This window comes from Mesorhizobium sp. RSR380A (assembly GCF_054719385.1).
On record NZ_JBTTIB010000001.1, the window covers coordinates 3084946 to 3110524 of the forward strand.

Sequence of the window (25579 nt, forward strand, 5' to 3'; positions counted from 1 at the left end):
TCACGCTCCCGTGAGTCGGGCAAGGGCGTCATCCATCGCTTGCACCGGCAGTTCGATAAGCCTCGGTGCCTCGGTGAACAGCAGTGCTGCCGTCACCGCGCGGCCGGGGTAAAGCGGCTGGAGCAGCGCGCGGTAGAGCGCCAGCTGCAGGATATAGGCCGGCGGCACCTGGGCCAGGCCTGCGGGCGCCGGCCGGTTGGTCTTGTAGTCGACGATCGATACGCGCCCGGGCGTCACCGCCAGCCGGTCGATCTTGCCGGAGATCGAGCGCAGCCTGCCCTTGACCTCAAGGCTGCCCATCACAGCAACTTCGGCGCGGGACGACGGCGAAAACAGCCCGGCAAAACGCGAATCTCTGAGGATCGCCATCACCGAAGCCAGCGCCTTGTTGCGCTCGGCCTCCGGCCAGTCGGCGCCGGCTCGAATGAGATACTGCGCCGCCGCGCCTTGCCGTTCGTCTTCGGCAAAACCGGGCAGCATCTGCAGCAGCTTGTGCAGCGCCAGCCCGCGCATCACCGCAAAGCCCGGCTCCGCCTCGCTGTCCAGCACCGGCGAGCGGGTATCGACAACAGCTTCCTTGGCCTCGTCGATCAGCGCCGACGCGCCGGAAGGCGACAGCGGGCGCGGCAGCTCCTCATAAGGCGGCAAGGGCCGGAACAAGCCCACCGGCAGCGGCGGCACCTGTTGCGGCAGCCGCGACTCGTCGGCTGCCGCTTGCGCCACCGGCGGAAGCTTGGTCATGACGAAACGGTGCACCGGCTCGCTGCTGGCGGGGTGGCGGCGCTCCGTGCTTTCCGGCGCGGCAAGCAGCGCGCGGCTGACAATCGAATGCCAGGTGCCGGTGCTGGGCTGACGCTTGCCGTGATAGCCGCAGACGATCAGCCGGTCCTCGGCGCGCGTCATGCCGACATAGAGCAGCCGCCGGTATTCGTCGTCGGCAAGCTCCCGCGCCCTGGCCGAGGCCGCCTTGGAGAAGCCGTTGGCGACATCGGCGGCCGAGCGCCAGAGATAGCCCTTGCCGTCGAAATTGCGGCCCGAAGCGTCGAACGGCATGAGCCGCGGCAGATGCTGGTCGCTGAACGGCGCCGAACCGCCATCGACCAGGAAGACAACAGGCGCTTCCAGGCCCTTGGCGGCATGCACGGTCATGACGCGGACCTCGTCGCGCGTCTGGTCCATCTCGCGCTTGATCTCCGGGCCGGTGTTTTCCAGCGTCGCCAGGAAAGCCTCCAGCCCCGGCAAGCCGGTGCGTTCTTCGGCCAGACAGAAACTCAGGAACTCGTCGAGAATATCGCCGGCTTCCGGTCCAAGCCGGGCGATCATCTTCTTGCGCAGGCCGTCGCGCGCCAGCACCCCGGCGTAGAATTCGAACACCGGCCGGAACGCCGCCTCGTTGGCCCAGCCGTCGAGCCGGGCAACGACATCGGTCAGCGCGGTATTGTCGCCAGCATGCTGGCGTAATGAGGCGATCAGCGATGTTCCGGCTGGCCGTCCGGCGCCAAGCGTAAAAAGCGTCTCCTCCGACACGTCGAAAACCGGGCTGCGCAGCACGGCGGCGAGCGACAGGTCATCCTGCGGCTGGATGAGGAAATGGCCGAGTGCGATCAGGTCCTTGACCGCGATGTGGCCGGGCAGGCTCAGCCGGTCGGCGCCGGCGACGGGAATATCGCGGTCCTTCAGCGCGCGCGACAGCGCATGGACGAAGCGGTCGCGCTTGCGCACCAGCACAAGAATGTCGCCGGCCCTCAGCCTGCGTCCCTTGCCCTCGATGATCTCGCGGTCCTTGAGCCAGGTCTGGATGGTCGCAGCCACGTGCTCGGCCACCCGCACAGCCGGCGCGCTGGCATGATTGACCGGCAACGTCCAGTCGTCGGGCTCCTCGACGGCGTCAGCGCCGAGCGACGGCCAGACCTCGACATAGCCAGGCGCGTCGTTGCGGATCGCCTTGTGGTCGAGCGGATCGGGGTCGTGGCTGATGCCGCGCCGCACGCCCGGATCGGCAAAGACGCGGTCGACTGCGGCAAGCACGTCGTCGGTCGAACGGAACGACCAGGTCAGTTTCAGGTCGGCAAACGAAGCATTGGCTGCGTTCACGCGTCCGGAAAACAAGAGCCGGCTGTCGGCAAAGGAATCCGGTGCGGCACCCTGGAAGGAATAGATCGACTGCTTTTCGTCGCCGACGGCAAACACCGTGCGATTGGCCGTGCCGCGCTGGCCGTGGCCGGCAAAGAACTCCTCCGCCAGCCGCTTCACCACCTCCCATTGGTCGGGGCTGGTGTCCTGCGCCTCGTCGAGCAGGATGTGGTCGATGCCCTGGTCGAGCTTGTACTGCACCCAGGGGCCGGCATCGGGCCGCGCCAGAAGGTTGACGGTGCGGGTGATGAGGTCGTTGAAATCGAGAAAGCCGCGGCTGCGCTTCAGGCGCTCGTACCGCACGATCAGCCAGTCGGCTATGGTCAACGCCGCGACCGTGCCTTCCAGCATCCGGAACAGCGCCAGCCGGTCGGAGACGTCTGTTATCGACTTGACGGCCGCCAGATAGCGCTCGGGAAGGTCGGGCAGCCGGCCGAGCAGCGCCTTCTTGAACAACTTTGAGGGATCATAGGGGTCGCCATCGGCCTTGAGAAAGGCTTTGCCGAGCATCTGCAGCCGGCGGGTCGGGTCCGTCTCGGCAAAGGCCAACCGGGCATAGGGCAAGAGATTGTTGAGCACGGTGCGGGCGTCGGCGGCCTCGGCGGCACTGGCGAACACTGCAAAGAAGTCCGGCAGGAAACCCGGCAGCGGCCATACCGATGCCGCTATGTCTTCGGCGCTCCGCCCGGGGCGAAAATGGAATTCGTCGAACAGGGCCTGAAAGCCGCCGCCGTCGCGCCGGACCGCACCGATGAAGCCGCGTAAGCCGTCGCGCTTGCGCACGATTTCGGCGAGCAGCGCATCGAGTCCGTGTTCGCCGCCGCGCTCCAGCACGGTGGCAAAGGCCTCGGCCAGTCCGGTGTCTCCGGCTGACGTGCCCGAAATCATGTCCCGGCGGGCGCCAGCAAACAGCGAGGCCTCCATCTGCGGATCGAGCATTTCGAAATGCGCCGGGATGTTGGCCTCCAGCGGAAACTGGTGCAGCACCGATTCGCAGAAGGCGTGGATGGTCTGGATCTTCAGCCCGCCCGGCGTTTCCAGCGCTTCGGCAAACAGCCGGCGCGCCCGCCGCATCGTGTCGCGGTCGGGTCGGCGGCCGTCCACCGCCTCAATCTTTGTGGCAAGCTCGGCATCGCCGAGCGCCGTCCATTCCGACAGGGTCGAGAACACGCGGTTCGACATGTTGGCGGCGGCCGCCCGCGTATAGGTCAGGCACAGGATCTTCGACGGATCGGTGCCGTTGAGCAACAGCCGGATGACGCGCTGGGCCAGCACATGCGTCTTGCCGGATCCGGCATTGGCCGACACCCAGGCCGAGTTCTTCGGGTCGGAAGCGCGCGTCTGGCTGGCGGCGGTTTCGCCGGGAATGGGATAGGCTTTCTTCATGCCTCCCCCGCCTCGTCATCGCTGTCGCCGCCGGCCGACCATTCGAGCACGCGCGCCAGGTGGTCGTAGTCGCCATCGCTCTCGCCTTCGCGAAACGGCAGCGCCCGCGACAGATAGCCGGTCGCCGGATCGGCATAGTGAATGAGCAGTTTTTCCAGCCGCGCCCAGGCCTCTTCGGCGAGGTCTTCTGCGGTCCGGGGCTGGCGGTTGTAGTCGAGGATGGATTCCTCGAACACTTCGCCATTCGGCTTCAGCCGCACGAATGCAAGCTGCGAGGGTTCGCGCGCGCCAAGCCCCTTGAAGGCGCCGCGCCGGAGCAGCGCCCCTTCGAGCGCCAGCTGTGGCGCCAGCAGCGTGTGCGCCTGCGCCTTGGACGGCGAGGAGCCGGTCTTGTAATCGAGAATGTCGGCCATGCCACCGGCCAAAAGGTCGACGCGGTCGGCATAGCCGGACAGCGTCACACCGGTACGGCCGACAGCCGTCTTTTCGGCGCGCTCCTCGGCATGCCGCCGGGCGACGGCAGGGGCGCGGCCGCGCTCCCATTCGATGATGTTGGCGGCGAGCTTTTCGAAGCGCGGCCACCACACCGCCTCGACATCGGCGGGTAGGGCAATGTCGGCGAAGCAGGTCCGGCCGGCAGCGATGAGGCGTTCCAGAGCTTCGGGCGCGCGGGGATCCGCCACCTCTGTCGAGAACAGATGCAGGATGTCATGAAACAGCGTGCCGCGCTCGGCCGCACCGGGATCGCGGATCACCGGCTCGAGCGGCAGAAGGCTCAGAATACGCTTGGCATAGACCGCATAGGGGTCGCGGCGCAGCGTCTCGATCTCGGTCACCGAGAAGTGGGTGGGCCGCATGCTCAGCGGCGGTTTCGGCTGCGGTCGCGGCGCGAAATGCTGCCGCTCGCCGGCATCGAGCGCGCGCGCCCAGGCAAGCAATTCGTCGCCGCGCCCGCGCAATGCGGCCGCCGGATCCTTGCCGATGAAGGTGAGGATGCGCTGCAGCCAGCGCGACGGCACCGCCGGTGCGTCGCCGGCTCGGGCGGAGCGCGTCAGCACCACCTTTTTCGCCCCCATCGCCATCTGGAAGTCGTGGGCGGCAAGGCCGATACGGCGCTCCGGCGGCTCGAGATCGATGCCGGTCTTCATCAACCGCGACATGAAGCGATCGCTTTCCGGCTTGCGTGGCCACACGCCCTCGTTCAGCCCGCCAATGACCAGCGTGTCGACATTCTGCAGCCGCGCTTCCAGCGCCCCCCAAATGGCGATGTTGCGGTCGGTGCCTTGCCCGGGCTTGACCGTTTCCGGTGCTACCAGCGCGTCCATCACATCAGGCCATTCGTCGGCCGGGAAGTCGAACGAGGCCGAGGCAGCGACCACACCGCGCAGCAGCTCGGCGAGTTTCTCGCCGGCGTCGCCGGCATAAAATTCAGCCAGGCTGCGCTCCGCCGTGCGGCCGAGATTTTCCAGCGCGGCGACGCTCGCTCTGGTCAACGCGACAAGATCGGCATTCTCTTCACCGCGAAAGGCGGTCAGCGGCGCCAGTGCCGTCACAAGCCGGCTCAGCATATCGCGGGCATCGTCGATGCCGCGCACGCTCAGGCGCGAAAACCAGAAGGGCTGGCGCTTGTCCCCGCTCAGCCCGGCGAGACGCTCCTCGAACAGTGCTGGCAAGGCGGCGATGTCGGGGCGTCCGGTGCCGCCGCGCAGCGCCACGAGTTCGATGAGCTCGGCGGCATGGCGCACGCCGGTGCGCTCAAGTCCGAGCCCGAGCAGCGGATGCTTGAGCAGCGACAAAAGGCCGACGGGATCGCCGGGCCGGAATACCGCTTGAAGTGTGAGCCGCAGCAGGCTGGCGGCAGGCGTGTTGGCGAGCGGCGTGCCGCCGGAATCGTCAGCGATCACACCGAAGCGCAACAGCTCGGCCGAGACGCGCCGCGCCAGCCCGCGGTCGCCGGTAACGAGCGCTGCCCTGTGCCCCGGCTGTTCCACGGCGGTTTTCAGCGCGATGGCGATCGCCGCCGCCTCGTCGCGTTCGCTGGCGGCTTCGACCAGCGTCACATCGGCGAAGGCCTCGGCGATATCCAGGGCGTTGAAGCGTATGCGGGTCTCGGCCCATAGTTCCGTGGTCTCGGCCGGACGCAGCGCCTCGCCGACAAGGGCCGCGCGGAGCACCAGTGCGGGCTCGGCGGCGACCACTTCCTCGACATCGCCACGCAGCACGCCAACCTTGCCGATCAGCTTGGCCATGCCGTATTGTGGGTGGCCGAGCAGTGCCGGCCGCGCACCGGGCGCCGCAATCGCGGCAAAAGACGGTTCGTCCAGCATCCCATCGAGCCCGGGCAGCACCACGGCGCCGTTAGGCAGGCTGGCGACCGTGGCAAGCAGTTCAGCCGTGGCCGGAATAGAGCCCGTCGAGCCGGCGGCGATCACCGGGCCTTTGGGCGGGTTGCGTTCCAGCCGCTTCGCCTCGCGCCGGATCAGCGCATTGCGGTGCGCGGCCGGGTTGGAGCGGTCGCGCTCCTCCAGCAATTTCGGCCAGGCCTCGGTGACGATACGGAGGAAATCGAGCGTCACCAGCCACCAACCGGCAAGATTGCCGGTGACCAGATCGGCAAGCCTGGTCCAGTCCGTGCCTTCGGTTTCGATTTCGTCCATGAGCCGGGCGAGGTCGCGCGCCAGCCAGATCGCATCGGCGGCGGAGGCCGGCACGACAATCTCTTCGTTGAACATATCAAGGACATGCGCCGGCAGGGTGCGCTTCCAGGCCTGCACCAGCGGCGCCAGCAGCAGCAGGCGTTCGATGGCTGCGATCGGCGGCGCCATTTCAAGCTCGGTCGGCGTGCCGGCGTCGAAGGCGGCTTCGTCCTGGTCGAACTCTCCGAGCGGGCGGATGACCGGCAGGATCGCCGAACGGCGGCTCCCTCCCGGTCCCGAAAGCGCGTCGACAAAGGCGCCGCGCAGCGCACGGGCCGCGCGCCGTGTCGGCACATAGATGGTGACATCAGCCAGCGCCAGCGGATCGCCGTCGAACCGGAAGCCGGGCACCAGCCGTCCGGCCAGCAAGGCCTCGGCCAGAGTCGGCAGGAATGGCGCTCCGGGCGGGATCGAAAGAACGCGGCGCGCGCCGCTCATACCACCTTCGCGAGAGCTTCGGCGGCGGCCGCTTCCGCCTGCGGAATGGCGTCGGGAGTGCCGACGGTGATCCAGCTTCCGCGCATCTGCATGCCGAACAGACGGCCAGAGGCGATTGCCTTGTCGAAATAGGTGTTGAGCGAATGCGCCCCGGCCGGCGCATCCCTGAAGATGGCGGGATTGACGATTGCCGCTCCGGCATAGATCAACCCGGCCGGATCGCCTTTCGAGCGCCGCAGGCCGCCATCCGGCGCCATCAGGAAATCCGTGCCGACACCGTGTCCGGTGGCCGAGTCGAGATCGGTAAGCATCAGCAGAATATCCATTTTCGCGCCGTCCCATGCAAGGGCAAGGCGCTCGAGGCTGGGCTGGCCGCTGTCGATCCAGAACGTATCGGCGTTGATGATGTAGAAGGGGTCGCTGCCCAGCAGCGGCAATGCCTTGACGATGCCACCCGCCGAATTCAGCAGTGCGTCGCGCTCGTCGGAAATGACGATCTTTGGCGCCCGCCTGTGGGCGATATGGGCGACGATCTGGTCCGGCAGATAGTGCACGTTGACGATGGCTTTCTCGACGCCGGCCGCTTCGAGACTGTCCAGCCCCCAGTCGAGCAAGGTCCTGCCGGCGATCCGCACCAGCGGCTTCGGCATGGTGTCGGTGATCGGCCGCATGCGCTTGCCAAGACCAGCCGCCAGCACCATCGCTGTGGTCAAGGTCACGGGAGCCGTTCCTCCAGCAGGCCATGTGCCATGTAAAACTCCTTCAACTGAGCCAGCGCCGGGTGCGCCAGCGCCCGCCTGAGATAATCGCGGATGCGCGGCAGGTGTCGGAGATAATAGGGCTTGCCGTCGCGCTTTTCGAGCCGCACGAAAATGCCGAGGATCTTCGAATTGCGCTGCGCCGCCATGATCGCATAGGCCGCGCGGAAGGCGTCCTCATCGAAGCCGCCGGCGGCGTGGCGCGCAGCGACATAGGCGTCCACGGTCCGCTGCTCGATATCGGGCGAAACGGTGACGCGGGCATCCATGGCCAGCGACGCAACGTCATAGGCCGCCGGACCCATCAGCGCGTCCTGGACATCGACGATGCCCAGCCGGTCGTGGCCTTTGCGGTCACCGCGCCAGATGATGTTGGGCGAATGGAAGTCGCGCAGCATCAGCGTGTATTCCTGTGTGTCCAGCCGATCGAGAACCGCGTTCCATTCCCTGTGATAGCCGGCGCGTAAAGCCTCGCTTGCCGGGCTGCCGGTCACCATCGGCACATACCAATCGACCAAGAGATCGGCTTCGATCAGCATGGCGGCGCGATCGAAGGGCGGCACCTCGTGGAAGACGCCCGGCAAGGCCTCCATGCGCTGCGGCCAGGTCTTCCCATGCATCATCGCCAGCAATTCGGCCGCTGCCGCGTAGCGCTCGGCCACCGGCTCATCATTGTCGTCGAGAAAACCTTCCGAGCCCAGATGCTCCAGCAGCAGAAAGCCCCGTTCGAGATCCTCGGCATGGATTTTTGGGACACTGACACCTTGCGCCAGCAGCGCCTTGTCGATGGCGACGAAAGCGGTGACCGACTGCGCCGTGTGGGCGATCACGGCATAGGGCTTGCCGTCGCGCACCGGCGGCCCCAGCACCAGCCTTGGCGAATTCATCAGCACGCGCGGCGCAAGGCCGGCGAGCGAAACAATCTCGTAAGAGCGCGCCGAGGCGTCGCCGACGAAATGGCGCCGCGCGGCGTCGCCCCAACCGGCCGTTTTGAGGAAATCGCGCATCGCCAGCGATCGCGCCACGCGTTCGAAGGCAACGCCTTGGCCCGATAGTTTCGCCAATCGTCCTTCGTCCTGATGGACGAGTTCGATCCAGATCGACGTTCTCGGAAGAGCGGCCTCCGCCCGTTCCGGCCACTCGACAAGGGCAGCGCCCTGCAGCAGCGCCTCGTCGAAACCCAGCTCGTCCATCTCGCCGGCCGAGGACAGGCGATAGAGATCGAAATGGTGCACGGGGATGCGCGTGTCGTAGCTTTGCACCAAGGTGAAGGTAGGGCTCGGCACATCGAGGCCGGCATCATCGGCCAGCGCCCTGATCAGGGCCCGCGCCAGCGTCGACTTGCCGGCGCCGAGATCGCCCTTGAGCGCCAGCACGTCGCCCGGCCGCAGCGCCATGGCCAGGTCTTCGCCGAGCCTTGCGGTCGCAGCCTCGTCTGCGAGAAAACGCTCCAGCACAACAACAGTCATCGAGCGCGCTACTCGGCCGCGGCGCGGATGCCCGACGGTGCATCGGGGAAGGTGCAGATGACGGTGGTGCCCTTGTCCTTGCCGGTCTCGATGCGCACGCTGCCGCCGTGCAGCTCGACAAAGCTCTTGACGATCGACAGGCCTAAGCCCGCACCGCGCCGGCGCCCGCCATTGGTGCGCGGCTCGAAGCGGCGGAACACCGAATCGAGCAGGTCCGGCGGCATGCCGGGGCCGTTGTCATGGACGGAGAATTCCACACCTTGCTCCAAATGCCGGCAGGCAAGCGTGATAGTGCTCGCCTCCGGCGCGTAACTGGCGGCGTTGCTGAGCAGATTGTAGAGGATCTGGCGAACCCGGGTCTCGTCGCCGTGAAAACTCTTCGGCGCCGCAGCGGCGTCGATCCGGAGCTTGATCGAATGCTCTTGCAGCCGGTCGGCGACCAGTTCGGCCGCGGCCTCGATGGTGCGCTCGACGCTTACTTCCGAAATGTCGAGCTGCATGATGCCGGCGTCGACGGTGGCGAGGTCGAGTATGTCGTTGACGATGGTGAGCAGCACCGAGGATGACGAGCCGACATGCTCGACATATTCGCGCTGCTTTGGGCTGAGCGGCCCGGTCGCCGGCAGCGACAGAAGCTCGGTGAAGCCGATGATGTTGGTCAGCGGCGAGCGCAGCTCGTAGGAGACATGCTGCACGAACTCGTTCTTCAGCTGGTCGGATTTCTGCAGCGCTTCGTTCTTGTCCTTCAGCGCGCGCTCGACATTGACGCTGTCGGTGACGTCCACAAAGGTCATCATCACCTGGCCGTTGGGCAGCGGGATGACGGCGTAGCTGAGCACTGTGCCGTTCTTCAGTTCGGTCTGGCCATGGCGGTCGCGGCGCTCGTCGTCGAAACCGGTGATGGCGGCGACGAACCCGCCCCACGGGCTGTCGACGGCGCGCTGGTCGCTGAGATCGCGGATCGCCGAGACATGGACGTTGGGCTTGATCACATCCTGGCTCAGTCCCCACAGCGCGACAAAGGCCGGGTTCGACAGGCGCAGCCGCCCATCGGGACCGAACACGGCGACGCCTTCGGCCAGATTGTCGAGCGTTTCGCCCTGGACCCGCACCGCCGTCTGGTAGCGGCTTTCGAGGTCCATCTTCTCGGTCAGGTTCTCGAACACCCAGGTCACGCCGCCCTTCGGCTGCGGGTTGGCCACCACGCGGATGGTCTTGCCGTCGGGCAGATGCCACCAATGCTCTTGCGATTCCACCGCGCGGTAGGCGCCAAGCAGGCCTTCTTTCCAGCGCCGCCATTCCGGCTGCTCGGCGATCTTGCCTTCGCTGCGCAGCCGGTCGAGCAGCAGCGCATTGTCGGGCGCGCTGTGCAGGAAGCCCGGGTCCAGCCCCCACAGTTTCTGGAACGCCTGGTTGAAGAAGCGCAACTTCTCGTTGGCATCGAAGATCGCCACCGCCGTGTTGAGCTGGTCGAGCGTGTCGGCATGGCTGCGCACCGTGCGCTCATATTCGCCGCGAATGGTTTCGGTGGCGCTGGTGTCGCAGGCAAGACCGGCCGAGCCGTCGGCACCGGCGAAGTCGGTGACGGCGAACACCCGGCGGTCGCCCTCGATCACCGTCGACAGCGTCTGTTCGAAGATCGGGCGCGATTTGTGCTGCGCGGCGATCTGTTCGCGCGCTTGGGCGCCGAGGAATTCCTTGGCTTCGCGCACGGCGGTCTCGGCGTTCGGTGCCTCGACCGCTCCGGCATAGGCACGGTTGACCCATTTCAGCCGCCCGTCGGTGGCGCGCAGCCAGGCCGGCATCGGCAAGGCGTCGAGCAGGCCGATCATGGTCTCGTAGTCGGCGGCCAGACGCTGGTTCTCGATCTTCAGCCTGGCTTGGCTCCTCTGAGTTTCCGACAGCGAGACGAAGCGCACCAGCACATGCGCGGCGCTCTTGCGGCCATGCACTTCAAGCGGCGCCCCGGCCTGCGATTCGATCACGAGATCAAAGGGTTTCGCTTTCTCGCGCAGACCAGCGACGGCATTTTCGAGCGCCGCCGCCGAGCGCGGCATCAGCCAGCGGCCGAAGGCGAGGAAGGCTGCACGGTCGTCCGGCGCACCGCTTTCCAGCGGCAGCGTGCCGATCAGCTCCGGCTTCTTGTTCTCCGACGCCCAGACGATGACGCGCTGGTCACGCAGATTGAGCAGCGCCTCGGAGCGCTGCAGCGCCGCATTGATGTCGGCAATGCGGGCTCTGAGTTCGACATTCTGCGCCGAGGTGCGGGCTCTTTCGCGGATCAGGAAGATGGCCGAGACCAGTGCCGCGCCCATGACGCCGACGAACATGGCGAGCTGGATGACTTCGACCGCGCTGACCGACAGTCCGGCCTTCTGCGCAATGGCCGGCTCGGCATGGGCGGCAAACGAGGTGAGCGGGCCGGCAAGAGCTGAGGTGGCAAGAAAGCCGGCGGTGCGGGCGCCAACGCGCCTCTTCAGGCCACCGCCTGTCGTGACGGAGCCATTGCTATCGGAATCGTCATGGCCGCCGGAAACGGCCGATCCCGCGCGAGGCGGGTTTTCCCCCGGCATGCCTTGGTCCTCTTCGCCGCCTGAATGCAAGACCGCCTAGATCAGGATCACGTTTGATGAAACGCCCTTCTGACCTAACTCTTTTCTAAAGAGCATGATCTTTTCCGAAAACCGCTTCCCACTTTTCGCTGACGCGGTCCTTCGGTTCGAATCATGCTCTCGATGCGTACGCCGGCCTCGTCCCCGGCCCACGAATCAGCACAATAGCGCGTGCTGGAATCGGCGTGAAGAATCATCCGCGCAAAAAAGAAGCCGGGCGAAAAGTCAATCGCCCGGCTTCAATATCTAGTGGTAAACGCCGCTTTGGCTAATAGCGGTAGTGTTCCGGCTTGAACGGACCCTGCGGGGTCACGCCGATATAGGCGGCCTGTTCGCCGGAAAGTTCGGTCAGGCGGGCTCCAAGCTTGTCGAGATGCAGACGCGCCACCTTCTCGTCGAGGTGCTTGGGCAGCACATAGACCTGGTTCTGGTACTGGCCGGGCTTGGTGTAGAGCTCGATCTGCGCCAGCACCTGATTGGTGAACGAAGCCGACATCACGAAGCTCGGATGACCGGTCGCGTTGCCGAGGTTGAGCAGGCGCCCCTCGGACAGCAGGATCATCCGCTTGCCGTCCGGGAAGGTTATCATGTCGACCTGCGGCTTGACGTTGGTCCATTGCAGGTTGCGCAGCGACGCGACCTGGATCTCATTGTCGAAGTGGCCAATATTGCCGACGATCACCATGTCCTTCATCGAGCGCATGTGGTCGAGGGTGACCACATCCTTGTTGCCGGTGGTGGTGATGACGATGTCGGCGGTCGGTGCGGCATCTTCCAGCGTGACGACTTCAAAGCCGTCCATCGCCGCCTGCAGCGCGCAGATCGGATCGACTTCGGTGACCTTGACGCGGGCGCCGGCGCCCTTGAGCGAAGCCGACGAGCCCTTGCCGACGTCGCCGTAGCCGCAGACGACCGCAACCTTGCCGGCCATCATGGTGTCGGTGCCGCGGCGGATGCCGTCGACCAGCGATTCCTTGCAGCCATATTTGTTGTCGAACTTCGACTTGGTGACCGAGTCGTTGACGTTGATCGCCGGGAAGGGCAGCAGGCCCTTCTTCTGCAGCTGGTAGAGTCGGTTGACACCCGTGGTCGTCTCTTCGGTGACGCCGCGGATGGCTTCCTTCTGCTTGGTGAAGAACCCGGGCGAAGCCTTCAGCCGCTTCTTGACCTGGGCGTAGAAGTATTCCTCTTCCTCGCTCTGCGGGTTGGACAGCACGTCCTCGCCGGCTTCGGCGCGGGCGCCGATCAGTATGTACATGGTGGCGTCGCCGCCATCGTCGAGGATCATGTTGGAAAGGCCGCCATCGGCCCACTGGAAGATCCTGTCGGTGTAGTCCCAGTACTCCTCGAGCGACTCGCCCTTGACGGCGAACACCGGGATGCCGGCCTCGGCGATGGCCGCGGCCGCATGGTCCTGGGTCGAGAAGATGTTGCACGAGGCCCAGCGGATATCGGCGCCAAGCGCCTTCAGCGTCTCGATCAGCACCGCCGTCTGGATGGTCATGTGCAGCGAGCCGGTGATGCGCGCACCTTTCAACGGCTTCTTGTCGCCGAATTCCTCGCGGCAGGCCATCAGGCCCGGCATTTCGGTTTCGGCGATATCGAGTTCCTTGCGGCCCCAGCCGGCAAGCGAGATGTCGGCGACCACATAGTCCTTGCTACCTGTCATGGCAGTGCTCCGGTGTGATTTGTCTTCAGAATGCGCCTGCGCCACACGGCGCGTCGAAGGGCGCGGAATGCCGGCCTGACTAGCAGATCGCCGCCAAGACGACAATGGGATATAAAGAAATCTTTATGCGCGTATGTGTTTTACGGGGATGCATGCCGCCCAAAAGTATCCCGCGGTTTTGGGACAACGGCGTTCAAGCAAAAACTTCAGCACTCTTCGCCGAAGCGCGAGGCGACCAGCTGCTCCAGCGCGTCCATCGCCGCTGCGGCTTCAGCGCCGCTGGCGGTGACGCGGATCGAATAACCGGGGCTCGCCGCCAGCATCATCAGCCCCATGATCGAGGTGCCGCCGACCTTGAGACCATCCTTCTCGACATGGACGGTGGCGTCGAAGCCGCTGGCGACCTGGACGAACTTCGCCGAGGCGCGCGCATGCAGGCCGCGCTGGTTGACGATCGGGAACTCGCGCACGATCTCACCGGGCGACAGCGCGTTCATTTGCTGCTCAGCAGCTGACTTGCGACGTTGATGTATTTGCGCCCCGCGGCCTGCGCCTCGTCGAGCGCGGTCGCCATGTTGTCGCCCTTGCGGATCGATGACAGCTTGATCAGCATCGGCAGGTTCATGCCGGCGATGACCTCGGTGCGACCGGATTCCATCACCGAAATGGCGAGGTTGGAAGGCGTGCCGCCGAACATATCGGTCAGAACGATGACGCCGGTCCCGGTGTCGACGCGGCCGACGGCGTCGACGATATCGCGCCGACGCTGCTCCATATCGTCATCGGCGCCGATTGCCACGGTTTCGAAATTGTCTTGTGGCCCCACGACATGTTCCACGGCATGGCGGAACTCGGCGGCCAGTTGACCGTGCGTTACAAGCACGAGTCCGATCATTCTATGGTGGCTCCCGTCATCGCCGCTTCACAGGCGCTTTTTATGCTCGCCGGCCATCCCAGGCGGCGGGAGCGCTATCTTGTCGACGCGCGGCGCGTTGACAAGCCCAAAATTGCGTCGGCCATGGCCAATTTGACGCATTGCAGCAAAAAACCGGCGGCGGATCATACGAAAGGCGCAATCGCCAGCCGCGCCATTACCGCCGGCAAAGCCGCAGTGACGTTGCGCTGAACGAGGTCGATGCGCGGCACCACACAGCCGGCAATGGTCGCGCTCGACTCTTCCTGGAAACGCGCGATCGCGTCTGCGGAAACCATCCGGATTGCCAGGTCGATGACTCCCACAGGTTGGAACAAAAGCGGCTTCGGACCAAGTCCGGGCACCTCTGTGAGGCCGGCGATGCTGGCGGGCGCATGGCAGACCAGCCGCCTGAAACGCGCCGCGACAAACAGCTGGTCGTCGCCGATCAGCCGCGCAAACAGCCCGCGCCGGCTGAAATGGTCGATGAGCGCCAGCGCCAGCGTCGTCTTGCCCGAGCCGGACGGCCCGGTGATCAGGACGCCCCGCTCGCCAATCAGGACTGCGGTGGCATGGATGTTCTCGGGTTCCGCGCTGGGATCGGGCATGCGCAGCCGCGATCAGCCTTCGGCCGGCAGCGTAACGACGAAGCGCGCGCCCTTGATGTCGCCGGGCTTGGTGCCGGGGATGTTCTCGGCGGTCAGCGTGCCGCCATGGGCTTCGACGATCTGCCTGGATATCGACAGGCCAAGCCCCGAATTCTGGCCGAACGCCTCGCCCGCCGGGCGGTCGGTGTAGAAGCGCTCGAAGATGCGGTCGATGGCGTCGGCGCGGATGCCGGGGCCGTTGTCGTCGACGGTGACGATGTTGACCTTGCCCGCGCGTGCCAGCGAAATGGCGATATGGCCGTGGTCCTCCGGCACGAAGGAGCGGGCATTCTCGATCAGATTGGTGATGACCTGGCCGATCCTCAGATCATGGCCGGTGACGAAATAGCCTTTGACGCCTTGCGGCAGCTTGGCGGCCTTGAACTCGATCTCGACAGCCTTTTTGTTGCGCGTCGCCTCACGCGACACGGCGACGAGATCGGTGATGAATTTCTTCAAATCGACCGTGGCGGCATCCTCACGCGCCAGTTCGGCGTCGAGGCGCGAGGCATCGGAAATGTCGGTGATCAGCCGGTCGAGACGCCGGACATCGTGCTGGATGATCTCCATCAGCCTGCCGCGTGAATTGTCGTTCTTGGCCAGCGGCAAGGTCTCCACCGCGCTGCGCAGCGACGTCAGCGGGTTCTTCAGCTCGTGCGAGACATCGGCGGCGAAGCTTTCGATCGCCTCGATGCGGGCATAGAGCGCATTGGTCATGTCGCGCACCGCGACCGACAAATTGCCGATCTCGTCTTGGCGGTCGGAAAAGTCGGGGATCTCCTCGCGGCTCTTGACGCCGCGCCGCACCCGCACTGCCGCCGCCGACAGCCGGCGCAGCGGATTGGCGATGGTGGATGCGAGCAGCATCGACAGGATGGCGGTGACCAGGGCGGCGATGCCGAACACGCGCAAAATAGCCTTGCGCTCGGCGGCGACGATCTTGTCGATGTCGCCGCCTTCCGTCGACAGCATCAGCACGCCGAGAACGGCGCGGAAGCGCTGGATCGGCACCGCCACTGAAACGATCTGCTCGCCCTGTTCGCTCACCCGCACGATCGTCGACGGACTGCCGGTCAGCGCCTTGACCACTTCCGGGAAGGCCGCACCGTTGCCGCCGGGCTGCTCATGGTAGACGGGCAGGTCCTTGTTGCGGAAGAAGTCGAAGACGAATTTCTGCACGCGCTCCAGCATATCCGGCTGCTCGTCCTCGACCGGAGGCAGGTCGTAGCGCAGGATCTGGCCGCGCGAGTAGAGATGGCGCGAATCGAGCAGCAGATTGGCGTCGCGGTCATAGATGCGGGCCCGGGTGCGCGTCGGCGAAATCAGCCGCCGCAGCACCGGCGCGACGCGCTCGGGGTTGATCGGGAAATCCAGATTGTCGAGCTGGTCTGAGCCCGGCCCCAGGCTTTCACCGGCCTGCAGTTCGAGTAGTTTTTCCGGATCGATGCTGATCGAATCGGTCTCGACCGTTGCCGACGCGGCAATGGCGCCGGCGATGATCTCGCCCTGCGTCATCAGGCTTTCGACGCGGGCGTCGATCAGCCCGTCGCGGAAGGTGTTGAGATAGAGGATGCCGGTGACCAGCACGGCGAGGCCGGCCAGGTTGAGGAACAGGATGCGCCGGGTCAGGCTGGAAAAGATGTGGTGGCCGAGGAAGCGGCGCATCGGCACCGTCAACCTCGACAGGAATGCGGGCAGAATCCGCGACCGCCTGACAGCGCTCGTTCGTCTGCTCCGCTGTACATCCACTGCCATCGAATAGCAGCTCCCGCCTAGTCTTTGGTTTTATGCATGTCGTCGTCCCAAAAACCGCGACCACTTTTGGGCGACATGCATCAACTCAAGCTTCGCGGAACCGGTATCCGACTCCGTAAAGGGTTTCGATCATTTCGAAGTCGTCATCGACGGCCTTGAACTTCTTGCGCAGCCGCTTGATGTGGCTATCGATGGTGCGGTCGTCGACATAGACCTGCTCATCATAGGCGGAATCCATCAGCGCATCACGGCTTTTTACCACGCCGGGGCGCTGCGCCAACGAGTGCAGGATGAGAAATTCGGTGACCGTCAGCGTCACCGGCTCGCCCTTCCAGGTGCAGGTATGGCGTTCCTGGTCCATGACGAGCTGGCCGCGTTCCAGCGAACGGGCCTGCTGGCTGGGCGCCTTTGCCGCAGCTTCGCGGGCGCTGGCGCGGCGCAGCACGGCGCGCACCCGCTCGACCAGCAGGCGCTGCGAGAACGGTTTGCGGATGAAATCGTCGGCGCCCATCTTGAGGCCGAAAAGCTCATCGATCTCATCGTCCTTCGAGGTCAGGAAGATCACCGGCAGGTCGGACTTCTGCCGCATCCGGCGCAACAGCTCCATGCCGTCCATGCGCGGCATCTTGATGTCGAGGATGGCGAGATTCGGCGGCCGCGCCGCCAGGCCTTCCAGCGCCGACGCACCATCCGTGTAGGTCTCGACGCGATACCCCTCGGACTCGAGGGCGATCGACACCGATGTCAGAATGTTGCGGTCGTCATCGACAAGCGCGATTGTTGCCATTTCAAGCGGCTCCCTCATGAGCTGTCCCTTCTGTCTTAGAGAAGGGGCTTTTGCAGGACAAATTAGGTACAAAATGTGGCACAGGCTCCACCCGCTGTCGCGGATGGCTTGCCGGCGGCCCCATCGGAACCTCTATACGGGTTGGACGAACACTGTGTGCCAATCCTTTGGGCAACCACCGTGATTTTTTGCACATATAAACGATTTAAACAACTTTCAAAATTTTTAAATCGATTAATGATTTGATATCATTCGAGTTTTCTGGTTCTCACCGTCTCAGCCCCTAACGCGGGCTCGCCGGAAACGCGCCGGCAAAGTGCGGCGAATCCAGAAGAAGGGACCCTTGATGTCGGAAGTCGGCAAACGCAATTCTGCTTGCGCGATCGATCGTATCGGCCTGAAAACCACCGGCACGGTGCATTATAATTTTGGTGCGGCCGCCCTTTATGAGGCAGCGATCCGTCGTGGCGAGGCCCGGTTGACCGCCGGCGGGGCGCTGCTTGCCGAGACCGGCCAGCACACTGGCCGCTCGCCCAAGGACAAGTTTGTCGTCCGCGATGGCGCCACCGAGCCCCATGTCTGGTGGGACAACAACAAGGCGATTTCGGCGGGCCAGTTCGAAATGCTGCTCGCCGATTTCCTTGTCCACGCCGCGAATAGCGATCTCTATGTGCAGGACCTCGTCGGCGGCGCCGATGCCGAGCTGAAGCTGCCGACGCGGGTCATCACCGAATTCGCCTGGCACTCGCTGTTCATCCGCAATCTTTTGATCCGCCCGCAGGCCGCCGAGCTCGAGGATTTCGTGCCGGAGATGACGATCATCGACCTGCCGTCCTTCCGCGCCGATCCGGCCCGTCACGGCAGCCGCACCGATACGGTGATTGCGGTCGATCTCGCCCGCAAGATCGTGCTGATCGGCGGCACTTCCTATGCCGGCGAGATGAAGAAATCGGTGTTCACCATGCTCAACTATCTGCTGCCGGAAAAGGGCGTCATGCCGATGCACTGCTCGGCCAATGAGGGCCCGGGCGGCGACGCAGCGATCTTCTTCGGGCTTTCCGGGACGGGCAAGACGACGCTGTCGGCCGATCCGTCACGTACGCTCATCGGCGACGACGAGCACGGCTGGGGACCGCACGGCATCTTCAACTTCGAAGGCGGCTGCTACGCCAAGACGATCCGGCTGTCGGCCGAGGCCGAGCCGGAGATTTTCGCCACCACGCAGCGCTTCGGCACGGTGCTGGAAAATGTCGTGCTCGACGCCGACCGCGTGCCGGACTTCAACGACGGCCGGCTCACCGAAAACACGCGCTGCGCCTATCCGCTGGATTTCATCCCCAATGCCTCGAAGAGCGGACGGGCCAGCCACCCGAAAAACATCATCATGCTGACCGCCGATGCCTTCGGCATCATGCCGCCGATCGCCCGGCTGACCCCGGCGCAGGCGATGTACCACTTCCTCTCCGGCTACACCGCCAAGGTGGCCGGCACCGAGAAGGGCGTTACCGAGCCGGAAGCGACTTTCTCGACCTGCTTCGGTGCCCCGTTCATGCCGCGCCACCCCAAGGAATACGGCAATCTGCTGCGCGAGCTGATCGCCCGCCACGGCGCCGATTGCTGGCTGGTCAACACCGGCTGGACCGGCGGCGCCTACGGCACCGGCAAGCGCATGCCGATCAAGGCGACGCGCGCCTTGCTGGCCGCAGCGCTTGACGGTTCGTTGAAGGCGTCCGGTTTCCGCACCGACGCCAATTTCGGCTTCGAGGTGCCGGTTGCTGTGCCTGGCGTCGACAGCGCCATTCTCGACCCGCGTTCGACCTGGGCCGACAAGGCAGCCTATGACCGGCAGGCAGCGCGATTGGTCGGCATGTTCGCCGTCAACTTCGAGAAATTCGAGAGCCATGTCGATGCCGTCGTGCTCGGCGCAGCACCCCGCCTGCAGGAAGCTGCGGAATAGGCGAGGCGTCTTCACCGAAGCATCCTTGAAAGGCGCGATCTCGATCGGGCCTTTTCTTTTTTGGTCCGCCGCGCCATGACTGCGGCATGCCTATCGACGACATCATCATATCAGACGAAGCCGTAATCCATCCGGGCGACCTGCACGAGGATTTCATCCGCTCGTCGGGTCCCGGCGGCCAGAACGTCAACAAGGTGGCGACCGCCGTCCAATTGCGCTTCGACGCCGCCAATGCGGCTGGCCTGTCCGAACGCGTGCGCGCGCGCACGATCAAGCTCGCCGGCCAGCGCGCCACTAAGGACGGCGTCATCGTCATCGAGGCCGGCCGCTTCCGCACCCAGGAGCAGAACCGGGCCGATGCCCGGGCAAGGCTGACGGCGCTGGTCGCCAAGGCCGCGGAACCGCCGCCGCCGCCGCGCAAGAAGACCAGGCCGTCGAAAGGCTCGGTAGAGCGGCGGCTGCAAAGCAAGGCAGGGCGCGGCACGATCAAAAAGCTGCGCGGCCGGGTAGAGAACGACTAAGGACCGCGCCGACTGCGTGCATAAAGCGGCCTCCCCTGCCGCAGCCGCAAGGTTTCACCATTGCCACAGCAAGGGAGGCCGACAACGGTGGCTTTCGGGTCGCCGTTTCTGATTGGCGGTGGCATGGTTTCAGTATCAACCGGAGGCGAAGTCATGCTCGTTCTGCCCAAAGGCGTCCGCCACTTGCCTGGTTATCTGTCCCGCGCGGCGCAGGAAGCGCTGGTCGAAGAGGTGAGGACAATTGTACAGCGAGCGCCGCTGTACGTGCCGGCGATGCCGCGGACCGGCAAGGAGATGAGCGTGCGCATGACCAATTGCGGCACGCTCGGCTGGGTCACCGACAAGGAGCTGGGCTATCGCTACCAGCCAACGCACCCACTCACCGGAGAGCCATGGCCGCCGATCCCGGACGCGCTGCTGCAATTGTGGCGGGAGGTCGCCGCCTATCCGAATCCGCCGGAGGCCTGCCTGGTCAATTTCTATACGCAGGACGCCAAAATGGGTCTGCACCAGGATCGCGACGAAGCCGATTTCTCGGCCCCAGTGGTCTCGGTGTCACTTGGCGACGATTGCCTGTTCCGGGTCGGCCAAGTGACGGGCAGGGGGGCCACACGCGACGGCGGTACCAAATCGTTCCGCCTGAAAAGCGGCGACGTCGTCGTGCTCGGCGGCGAAGGCCGGCTCTGCTTCCACGGCGTCGACCGCATCTATCCGTCGACCTCGGCGCTGCTGAAAAAAGGCGGCCGGATCAATCTGACGCTGCGGCGGGTGACCTTGCCTTGAAGAGGTGAGAGTGCATTCTTGCACTTACTGAACCACTGACCTTGCGAATAAAAGTCCCTAACGGAATTTAAGGTTTCGGCCGCTAGTCTGCGCCAAAACGTCATCATTCCCGGTGTGGATACCATGCTCGAAATCGAATCCGAAGTGATTTGGCGCTACATTCGAAATGCCGCATGGCGCACGGTTTCGATCGCCCGCTCGGATGCATCGCTCTACCTGTTCATTGGCATCTACACTGCAACGGGGCTGGGGTTTCTGGCTTGGGTCGGCGCGCTCCATCGCACCGCATACCAGACCTACGTGCCGATATGGCTTATGGTCTTCGGTTTCGTGCTGCCGGCGGTATCGCTTCTCCTGGAAACCGGCTGGCTTTTGCATCGATTTGAGCGTCGGCGGAAATTTGCTGCGGGCAAGATGTTCTCAGCCGAGCGGATGGCGGTTCTCTTTTCCGGCATATGTCTGTTGATGGGCATCATGATTTTCCAAAGCACCTTCACCTCGGTCAAGAACGGCATGTCCGTCCTGTGGAAAGGTTTCCCCTATGATCGCGCCTTGGCAGATATCGATGCCTATCTGCATTTCGGCACTGATCCGTGGCGATGGCTCTACGTTATCGGCAAGCATGACTGGGTACGGGAATCCGTCGGATGGAACTACGACATGCTGTGGTTCATCATTTGCTACAGCATGCTGTTTTTCATGGTCACGTCACCACGCACCACGCATCTGAAGAGACGCTATGTGCTGTCCTTCATGGTGGTGTGGGTAGTCGTCGGAAACATCCTGGCCGGGCTGTTCATGTCGGCCGGACCGGCGTTCTACGGCTATGTCACCGGCGATGTGCCACGCTTCGGTGAACAGCTTTCGTTTCTTGCGCAAAGCCCGTCGGCGAGTTCCGCCGCCGTGTACCAGCAGTATCTGTGGACGCTCCAGACCGAGGGTGTGACTGGACTCGCGTCGGGAATATCGGCATTTCCAAGCGTTCATGTCGCCTTGATCACCCTGAATGCGGTGTATACCTGGGAGTACGACCAGCGGTTGGGCGCCATCGCATTTCTGTATGTCGCCTTCATAGTCGCGAGTTCGGTCTATCTTGGTTGGCACTATGCGATCGATGGTTATGCGGCGGTCGCGCTCACGATCGCCCTATGTGCGGCCGTCCGCAAGCTGGTACCCGACGGCGAAATCCTGATGCCAGGCCCGGCCCGGCAATCGGCGGCTGGCGGCAGCCGCCCGGAGGCGGCCGTCACAGTTTCCTGAGCGCCACTTCCTCGACCAGATGATTGGCGCCCTTGCGCAGGATGAGGTCGGCGCGCGCTCGTGTCGGCACGATGTTCTCGCGCAGGTTTTTCAGGTTGATGTTGGCCCACAAGCCTTCCGCAATGGCACGCGCGGCGTCTTCCGAAAGCTGCGAATAGCGGTGGAAGAAGGAGTCCGGATTGCGGAAGGCCGTCTCGCGCAGGCGCATGAAGCGGGCGATGTACCATTGGTGGATCAGCTTTTCGTCGGCGTCGATATAAATGGCGAAATCGAAGAAATCCGACAGGAACGGCACTATCTTGCCGTCCTTCGGCAATTTGCCGGGTTGCAGAACGTTGATGCCTTCGAAGATCAGAATGTCGGGCCGGTCGATGGTGACGAACTCGCCGGGGATGACGTCATAGGTCAAATGCGAATAGACGGGCGCGCGGACATTGCGCTGGGCCGACTTGATGCCCGAGAGGAAACGCAGCAGCGCACCGACATCGTAGCTGTCGGGAAAGCCCTTGCGCTCCATCAGATTGTCGCGTCGCAACACCTTGTTGGGCAGCAGGAACCCGTCGGTAGTGATGAGATCGACCTTGGGGCTCGACGGCCAGCGCGCCAGAAGCTCCTTCAGCACGCGCGCCGTGGTCGATTTGCCGACCGCAACCGAACCGGCAATGCCGATGATGAACGGTGTCTTGACCACATCCAGCGCGTTGAAGAAGGCCTGGCGCTGGCGAAACAGCAGCTGGCTGGCCTCGACATGCGCCGAAAGCAGCCGCGAGAGCGACAGATAGATGCGCTTGACTTCTTCCAGGTCGACCGGATCGTTCAACGAGCGCAGACGGTTGATCTCGTCTTCGCCCAGCGTCATCGGCGTGTCGGCGCGGAAGTTCGACCATTGCTCGGCCGAGAAGAAACGATAGGGGGAATATTTCTCGGTCGGAGCGAGCTGGTCCATCGAGTTTCCTGCCCTCTAGAGCATGAGGCCGAAAAGTGTGAAGCGGTTTTCGGGCGACATCATGCTCCCTCTATCAATTGAGAGACGGATTCAGATTTAAGGCCTCGGCCCGAAATCATCCGGCTCTAGCGGTCAGCCTTTAGGCCGGGATGCCTTTTCAGTGACGCCCGAACGGCCGGTGCGGCCCTCAAGCTCCTTCAGCACCTCGCCCAGCGAAACGCCGGCCATGCCAAGCACGACGAGCCAATGATATATGAGATCGGCACTTTCGGAAACGAGGGCTTTCTCGTCGCCCTTGACGGCGGCAATGACGGTCTCGACTGCCTCTTCACCAAGCTTCTGCGCCGCCTTGTCGATGCCTTTGGCGAACAGTTTTGCCGTCCACGAGTCCGGGTCGCCGGAACGGGCGCGTTCGCCAATGATTGTTTCCAGATCGGACAGCGAAAATTCAGCCATGGCGCAGCCTACTGCCTTTGTGGAGTGGATTGAACCGGGTAGTCCAGCCGCATCGGTAGCCCGGCCGCGGCCATATGCGCCTTGGCTTCCGCAATCGTGTAAGTGCCGAAATGGAAGATCGAGGCGGCGAGCACGGCGCCGGCATGGCCGTCGCGAATGCCCTCGACCAGATGATCGAGCGTGCCGACGCCGCCCGACGCGATCACCGGCGCGCGCACCGCATCCGCTATCGCGCGGGTCAGCGCAATGTCGTAACCGGCCTTGGTGCCGTCGCGGTCCATTGAGGTCAGCAGGATCTCGCCAGCGCCGCGATCGACCATTTTTCGCGCGAACTCGACCGCATCGATGCCGGTCTTTTCGCGGCCACCGTGGGTGAAGATCTCCCAGCGGCCGGGCTCTTTCGGCGCCGACACCTTCTTAGCGTCGATGGCCACGACAATACACTGGTTGCCGAACTTGTCGGCGGCTTCGGCGACGAAATCGGGGTTCTTCACCGCCGCAGTGTTGATCGACACCTTGTCGGCGCCGGCCAGCAACAGTTTACGGATATCGGCGACCTGGCGCACGCCGCCGCCGACGGTCAGCGGCATGAAGCATTGTTCGGCGGTGCGGGCGACGACGTCGAAGATGGTTTCACGGTTGTCGGACGACGCGGTGATATCGAGAAAGCAAAGCTCGTCTGCGCCGGCCGCGTCATAGGCTTTGGCCGCCTCGACCGGATCACCGGCATCGATGAGGTCGACGAAATTGACGCCCTTGACGACACGGCCGTTCTTGACGTCGAGGCAAGGGATGATTCGGGCCTTCAGCATCAGCCCTTCTCCATCGTCGCCAGCAACTCGCTTAGCAGTTCGCCGACCAGCGGCGGAACCTCGGCCTGCGCATCGAACGCCGGATCGTAGGCGGAAATGGTGATGCCGGAAATCGGCAGCAGGCCGGCCATGCCGCAGACAGCCTGGCGCAGCTGTTTCGGCTCCGGGCCGCCGGGCGTGGTGTAGCGGTTGGCCTGCAGCGCACCGGGGTCGTGCACGTCGAGATCGAGATGCAGGTGCACCCGCTTCGCATCCGGCGCCTTCAGCCTGCCGCTCGCCGTCGCCCAGTCCGGGCATTCGGTGCGGATGACCGGCAACGTCTTCAACAGCTCCGTTTCGGCCGGATCGAGATCGCGCGCGTTGACCAGCACGCAGCGCGCCGGATCGATCGGCCTGAAGCCGGGGATGGCCGAGGCCATCGGCTTCCAGCACAGGCCGAGAACCGTGGCCAGCGCCATGCCGTCGAGAAAGCCGAAGATGGACGTCTCCGGCGTGTTGAGATCGCCATGCTGGTCGGCCCAGATGATCGCATCGGCATCCTCGCCGGCAACCGCACCGGCCGATGTCAGGCAATTGCCGGCCAGCACGATGGGAAACCGGCCGCGGTCTATGGCGATGCGGACCTCGCCGGAGACGGCACCGCACACGGCAAAGCCGGTGGCGATCTCGCGCTGCTGTTCGTCGCCAACCCTGCCGATATCGGTGACGACGACGTCATGCCCGGAGAGCGTCAGCGCGTCGACAAGCCCGCCGGCGATGAGTGCATCCGGGCCTCGGCCCATGCCGCCGTGATAGTGGCCGCTGTCATAGGAGGCCAGGATGATGGAGATTTTCACGGCCGGGTCTCCATCGCCTTGCGCTGCAGCACCGCCAGCGCCTCGGCCGGATCGATGCGCCCGTCATAGAGCGCGCGACCGGAGATGGCGCCTTCCAGTTTCTTCGCGTCGGGCATGGTCATGCGCACGATGTCGGCGATCGAAGCCAGCCCGCCCGAGGCGATGACCGGGATCGAGACCGCGTCGGCGAGATCTATCGTGGCATCCCAGTTGATGCCGGTCAGAACGCCGTCGCGGTCGATATCGGTGTAGATGATGGCGGCAACGCCGGCGCCTTCGAATTTCCGCGCCAGTTCGATGACGCCGAGGCTGGAGGCCTCGGCCCAGCCTTCGACCGCCACCTTGCCGCCCTTGGCGTCGATGCCCACGGCGATCTTTCCAGGAAATTCCTTGCAGGCTTCCCGGACCAGGTCGGGATCGCGCACCGCCACCGTGCCGAGGATGACGCGGGCCAGCCCGCGGTCGAGCCAGTCCTCGATCTGCGCCAGCGTGCGGATGCCGCCGCCGAGCTGCACCGGGTTTTTCGTCGCCTTGAGGATGGCGCCGACCGCCGCGCTGTTGACGCTCTGGCCCTTGAAGGCGCCGTTGAGGTCGACGACATGCAGCCATTCAAACCCTTGCTCTTCGAAGGCCTTGGCCTGGGCCGCAGGGTCGTCATTGTAGATGGTCGCGGTCGCCATATCGCCGTGCTTCAGCCGCACGCACTTGCCGTCCTTGAGGTCGATGGCCGGAAACAGGATCACCG

20 protein-coding genes are annotated in these 25579 nt (G+C 64.5%); 4 read left to right on the forward strand and 16 right to left on the reverse strand.

The window, feature by feature from the left end; all coding sequences use genetic code 11:
• The 11 genes from addA to ACYG9Z_RS15100 all read right to left on the reverse strand — a co-directional run bounded on the left by addA (position 1) and on the right by ACYG9Z_RS15100 (position 17263).
• Positions 1 to 3519: a double-strand break repair helicase AddA gene (addA, locus tag ACYG9Z_RS15050; RefSeq protein ID WP_023752330.1), complete on the reverse strand. Its 3519-nt coding sequence runs from the start codon at positions 3517 to 3519 to the stop codon at positions 1 to 3.
• Positions 3516 to 6653, reverse strand: a complete 3138-nt coding sequence (gene addB, locus ACYG9Z_RS15055; protein ID WP_352463446.1) for a double-strand break repair protein AddB — start codon at positions 6651 to 6653, stop codon at positions 3516 to 3518. The genes addA and addB overlap by 4 nt, the downstream gene beginning before the upstream one ends.
• The gene (locus ACYG9Z_RS15060; RefSeq protein WP_031197320.1) at positions 6650 to 7354 is read right to left on the reverse strand and encodes a nucleotidyltransferase family protein; all 705 of its coding nucleotides are present in this window, start codon (positions 7352 to 7354) and stop codon (positions 6650 to 6652) included. The genes addB and ACYG9Z_RS15060 overlap by 4 nt, the downstream gene beginning before the upstream one ends.
• Positions 7355 to 7368: 14 nt before the next feature.
• Positions 7369 to 8880: a tRNA (adenosine(37)-N6)-threonylcarbamoyltransferase complex ATPase subunit type 1 TsaE gene (tsaE, locus tag ACYG9Z_RS15065; RefSeq protein WP_023752329.1), complete on the reverse strand. Its 1512-nt coding sequence runs from the start codon at positions 8878 to 8880 to the stop codon at positions 7369 to 7371.
• 8 nt (positions 8881 to 8888) lie between these two features.
• On the reverse strand, positions 8889 to 11453 hold the full coding sequence (locus tag ACYG9Z_RS15070) for a sensor histidine kinase (protein WP_023752328.1): 2565 nt from the start codon (positions 11451 to 11453) through the stop codon (positions 8889 to 8891).
• A 307-nt stretch (positions 11454 to 11760) separates the two neighbouring features.
• On the reverse strand, positions 11761 to 13161 hold the full coding sequence (ahcY, locus tag ACYG9Z_RS15075) for an adenosylhomocysteinase (RefSeq protein ID WP_023681401.1): 1401 nt from the start codon (positions 13159 to 13161) through the stop codon (positions 11761 to 11763).
• Between the two features lie 206 nt (positions 13162 to 13367).
• On the reverse strand, positions 13368 to 13658 hold the full coding sequence (locus ACYG9Z_RS15080; protein WP_023672303.1) for an HPr family phosphocarrier protein: 291 nt from the start codon (positions 13656 to 13658) through the stop codon (positions 13368 to 13370).
• Positions 13655 to 14056: a PTS sugar transporter subunit IIA gene (locus ACYG9Z_RS15085; protein ID WP_023672304.1), complete on the reverse strand. Its 402-nt coding sequence runs from the start codon at positions 14054 to 14056 to the stop codon at positions 13655 to 13657. The genes ACYG9Z_RS15080 and ACYG9Z_RS15085 overlap by 4 nt, the downstream gene beginning before the upstream one ends.
• Before the next feature lie 164 nt (positions 14057 to 14220).
• A complete protein-coding gene (locus ACYG9Z_RS15090) occupies positions 14221 to 14682 on the reverse strand; it encodes an HPr kinase/phosphorylase (protein ID WP_023752327.1) in 462 nt (153 codons plus the stop codon).
• Positions 14683 to 14694: 12 nt separating this feature from the next.
• Positions 14695 to 16476 carry a sensor histidine kinase gene (locus ACYG9Z_RS15095; protein ID WP_023750805.1) on the reverse strand — a complete coding sequence of 594 codons (1782 nt, stop codon included), beginning with the start codon at positions 16474 to 16476 and terminating at the stop codon, positions 14695 to 14697.
• An 85-nt stretch (positions 16477 to 16561) separates the two neighbouring features.
• The gene (locus ACYG9Z_RS15100; RefSeq protein ID WP_010912942.1) at positions 16562 to 17263 is read right to left on the reverse strand and encodes a response regulator transcription factor; all 702 of its coding nucleotides are present in this window, start codon (positions 17261 to 17263) and stop codon (positions 16562 to 16564) included.
• 346 nt (positions 17264 to 17609) lie between these two features.
• On the opposite strand from ACYG9Z_RS15100, the gene ACYG9Z_RS15105 reads away from it, so the two are divergent.
• The 4 genes from ACYG9Z_RS15105 (at position 17610) to ACYG9Z_RS15120 (ending at position 21784) form a co-directional block, all read left to right on the forward strand.
• Positions 17610 to 19220 (forward strand): phosphoenolpyruvate carboxykinase, encoded by a 1611-nt coding sequence (locus tag ACYG9Z_RS15105; RefSeq protein ID WP_023752326.1) that lies wholly within the window; start codon positions 17610 to 17612, stop codon positions 19218 to 19220.
• Positions 19221 to 19306: 86 nt separating this feature from the next.
• Positions 19307 to 19741 (forward strand): alternative ribosome rescue aminoacyl-tRNA hydrolase ArfB, encoded by a 435-nt coding sequence (gene arfB, locus ACYG9Z_RS15110; protein WP_023672309.1) that lies wholly within the window; start codon positions 19307 to 19309, stop codon positions 19739 to 19741.
• Between the two features lie 153 nt (positions 19742 to 19894).
• Positions 19895 to 20524, forward strand: a complete 630-nt coding sequence (locus tag ACYG9Z_RS15115; RefSeq protein WP_023703765.1) for an alpha-ketoglutarate-dependent dioxygenase AlkB family protein — start codon at positions 19895 to 19897, stop codon at positions 20522 to 20524.
• Positions 20525 to 20647: 123 nt separating this feature from the next.
• Positions 20648 to 21784, forward strand: coding sequence for a phosphatase PAP2 family protein (locus tag ACYG9Z_RS15120; RefSeq protein WP_023681407.1), 1137 nt, complete (start codon positions 20648 to 20650; stop codon positions 21782 to 21784).
• Here ACYG9Z_RS15120 and coaA read toward each other — a convergent pair.
• From coaA to hisA, 5 genes are all read right to left on the reverse strand, one after another.
• On the reverse strand, positions 21771 to 22730 hold the full coding sequence (coaA, locus tag ACYG9Z_RS15125) for a type I pantothenate kinase (RefSeq protein ID WP_023672313.1): 960 nt from the start codon (positions 22728 to 22730) through the stop codon (positions 21771 to 21773). The genes ACYG9Z_RS15120 and coaA overlap by 14 nt on opposite strands.
• A gap of 132 nt (positions 22731 to 22862) precedes the next feature.
• Positions 22863 to 23186, reverse strand: coding sequence for a phosphoribosyl-ATP diphosphatase (locus tag ACYG9Z_RS15130; RefSeq protein WP_023681408.1), 324 nt, complete (start codon positions 23184 to 23186; stop codon positions 22863 to 22865).
• An 8-nt stretch (positions 23187 to 23194) separates the two neighbouring features.
• The gene (gene hisF / locus ACYG9Z_RS15135; protein WP_023703763.1) at positions 23195 to 24001 is read right to left on the reverse strand and encodes an imidazole glycerol phosphate synthase subunit HisF; all 807 of its coding nucleotides are present in this window, start codon (positions 23999 to 24001) and stop codon (positions 23195 to 23197) included.
• Positions 23998 to 24834: an arginase family protein gene (locus tag ACYG9Z_RS15140; RefSeq protein ID WP_023681410.1), complete on the reverse strand. Its 837-nt coding sequence runs from the start codon at positions 24832 to 24834 to the stop codon at positions 23998 to 24000. Before ACYG9Z_RS15140 ends, hisF begins: the two co-directional genes overlap by 4 nt.
• Positions 24831 to 25577, reverse strand: a complete 747-nt coding sequence (gene hisA / locus ACYG9Z_RS15145) for a 1-(5-phosphoribosyl)-5-[(5-phosphoribosylamino)methylideneamino]imidazole-4-carboxamide isomerase (RefSeq protein WP_023703761.1) — start codon at positions 25575 to 25577, stop codon at positions 24831 to 24833. The genes ACYG9Z_RS15140 and hisA overlap by 4 nt, the downstream gene beginning before the upstream one ends.
• Positions 25578 to 25579: the final 2 nt, after the last annotated feature.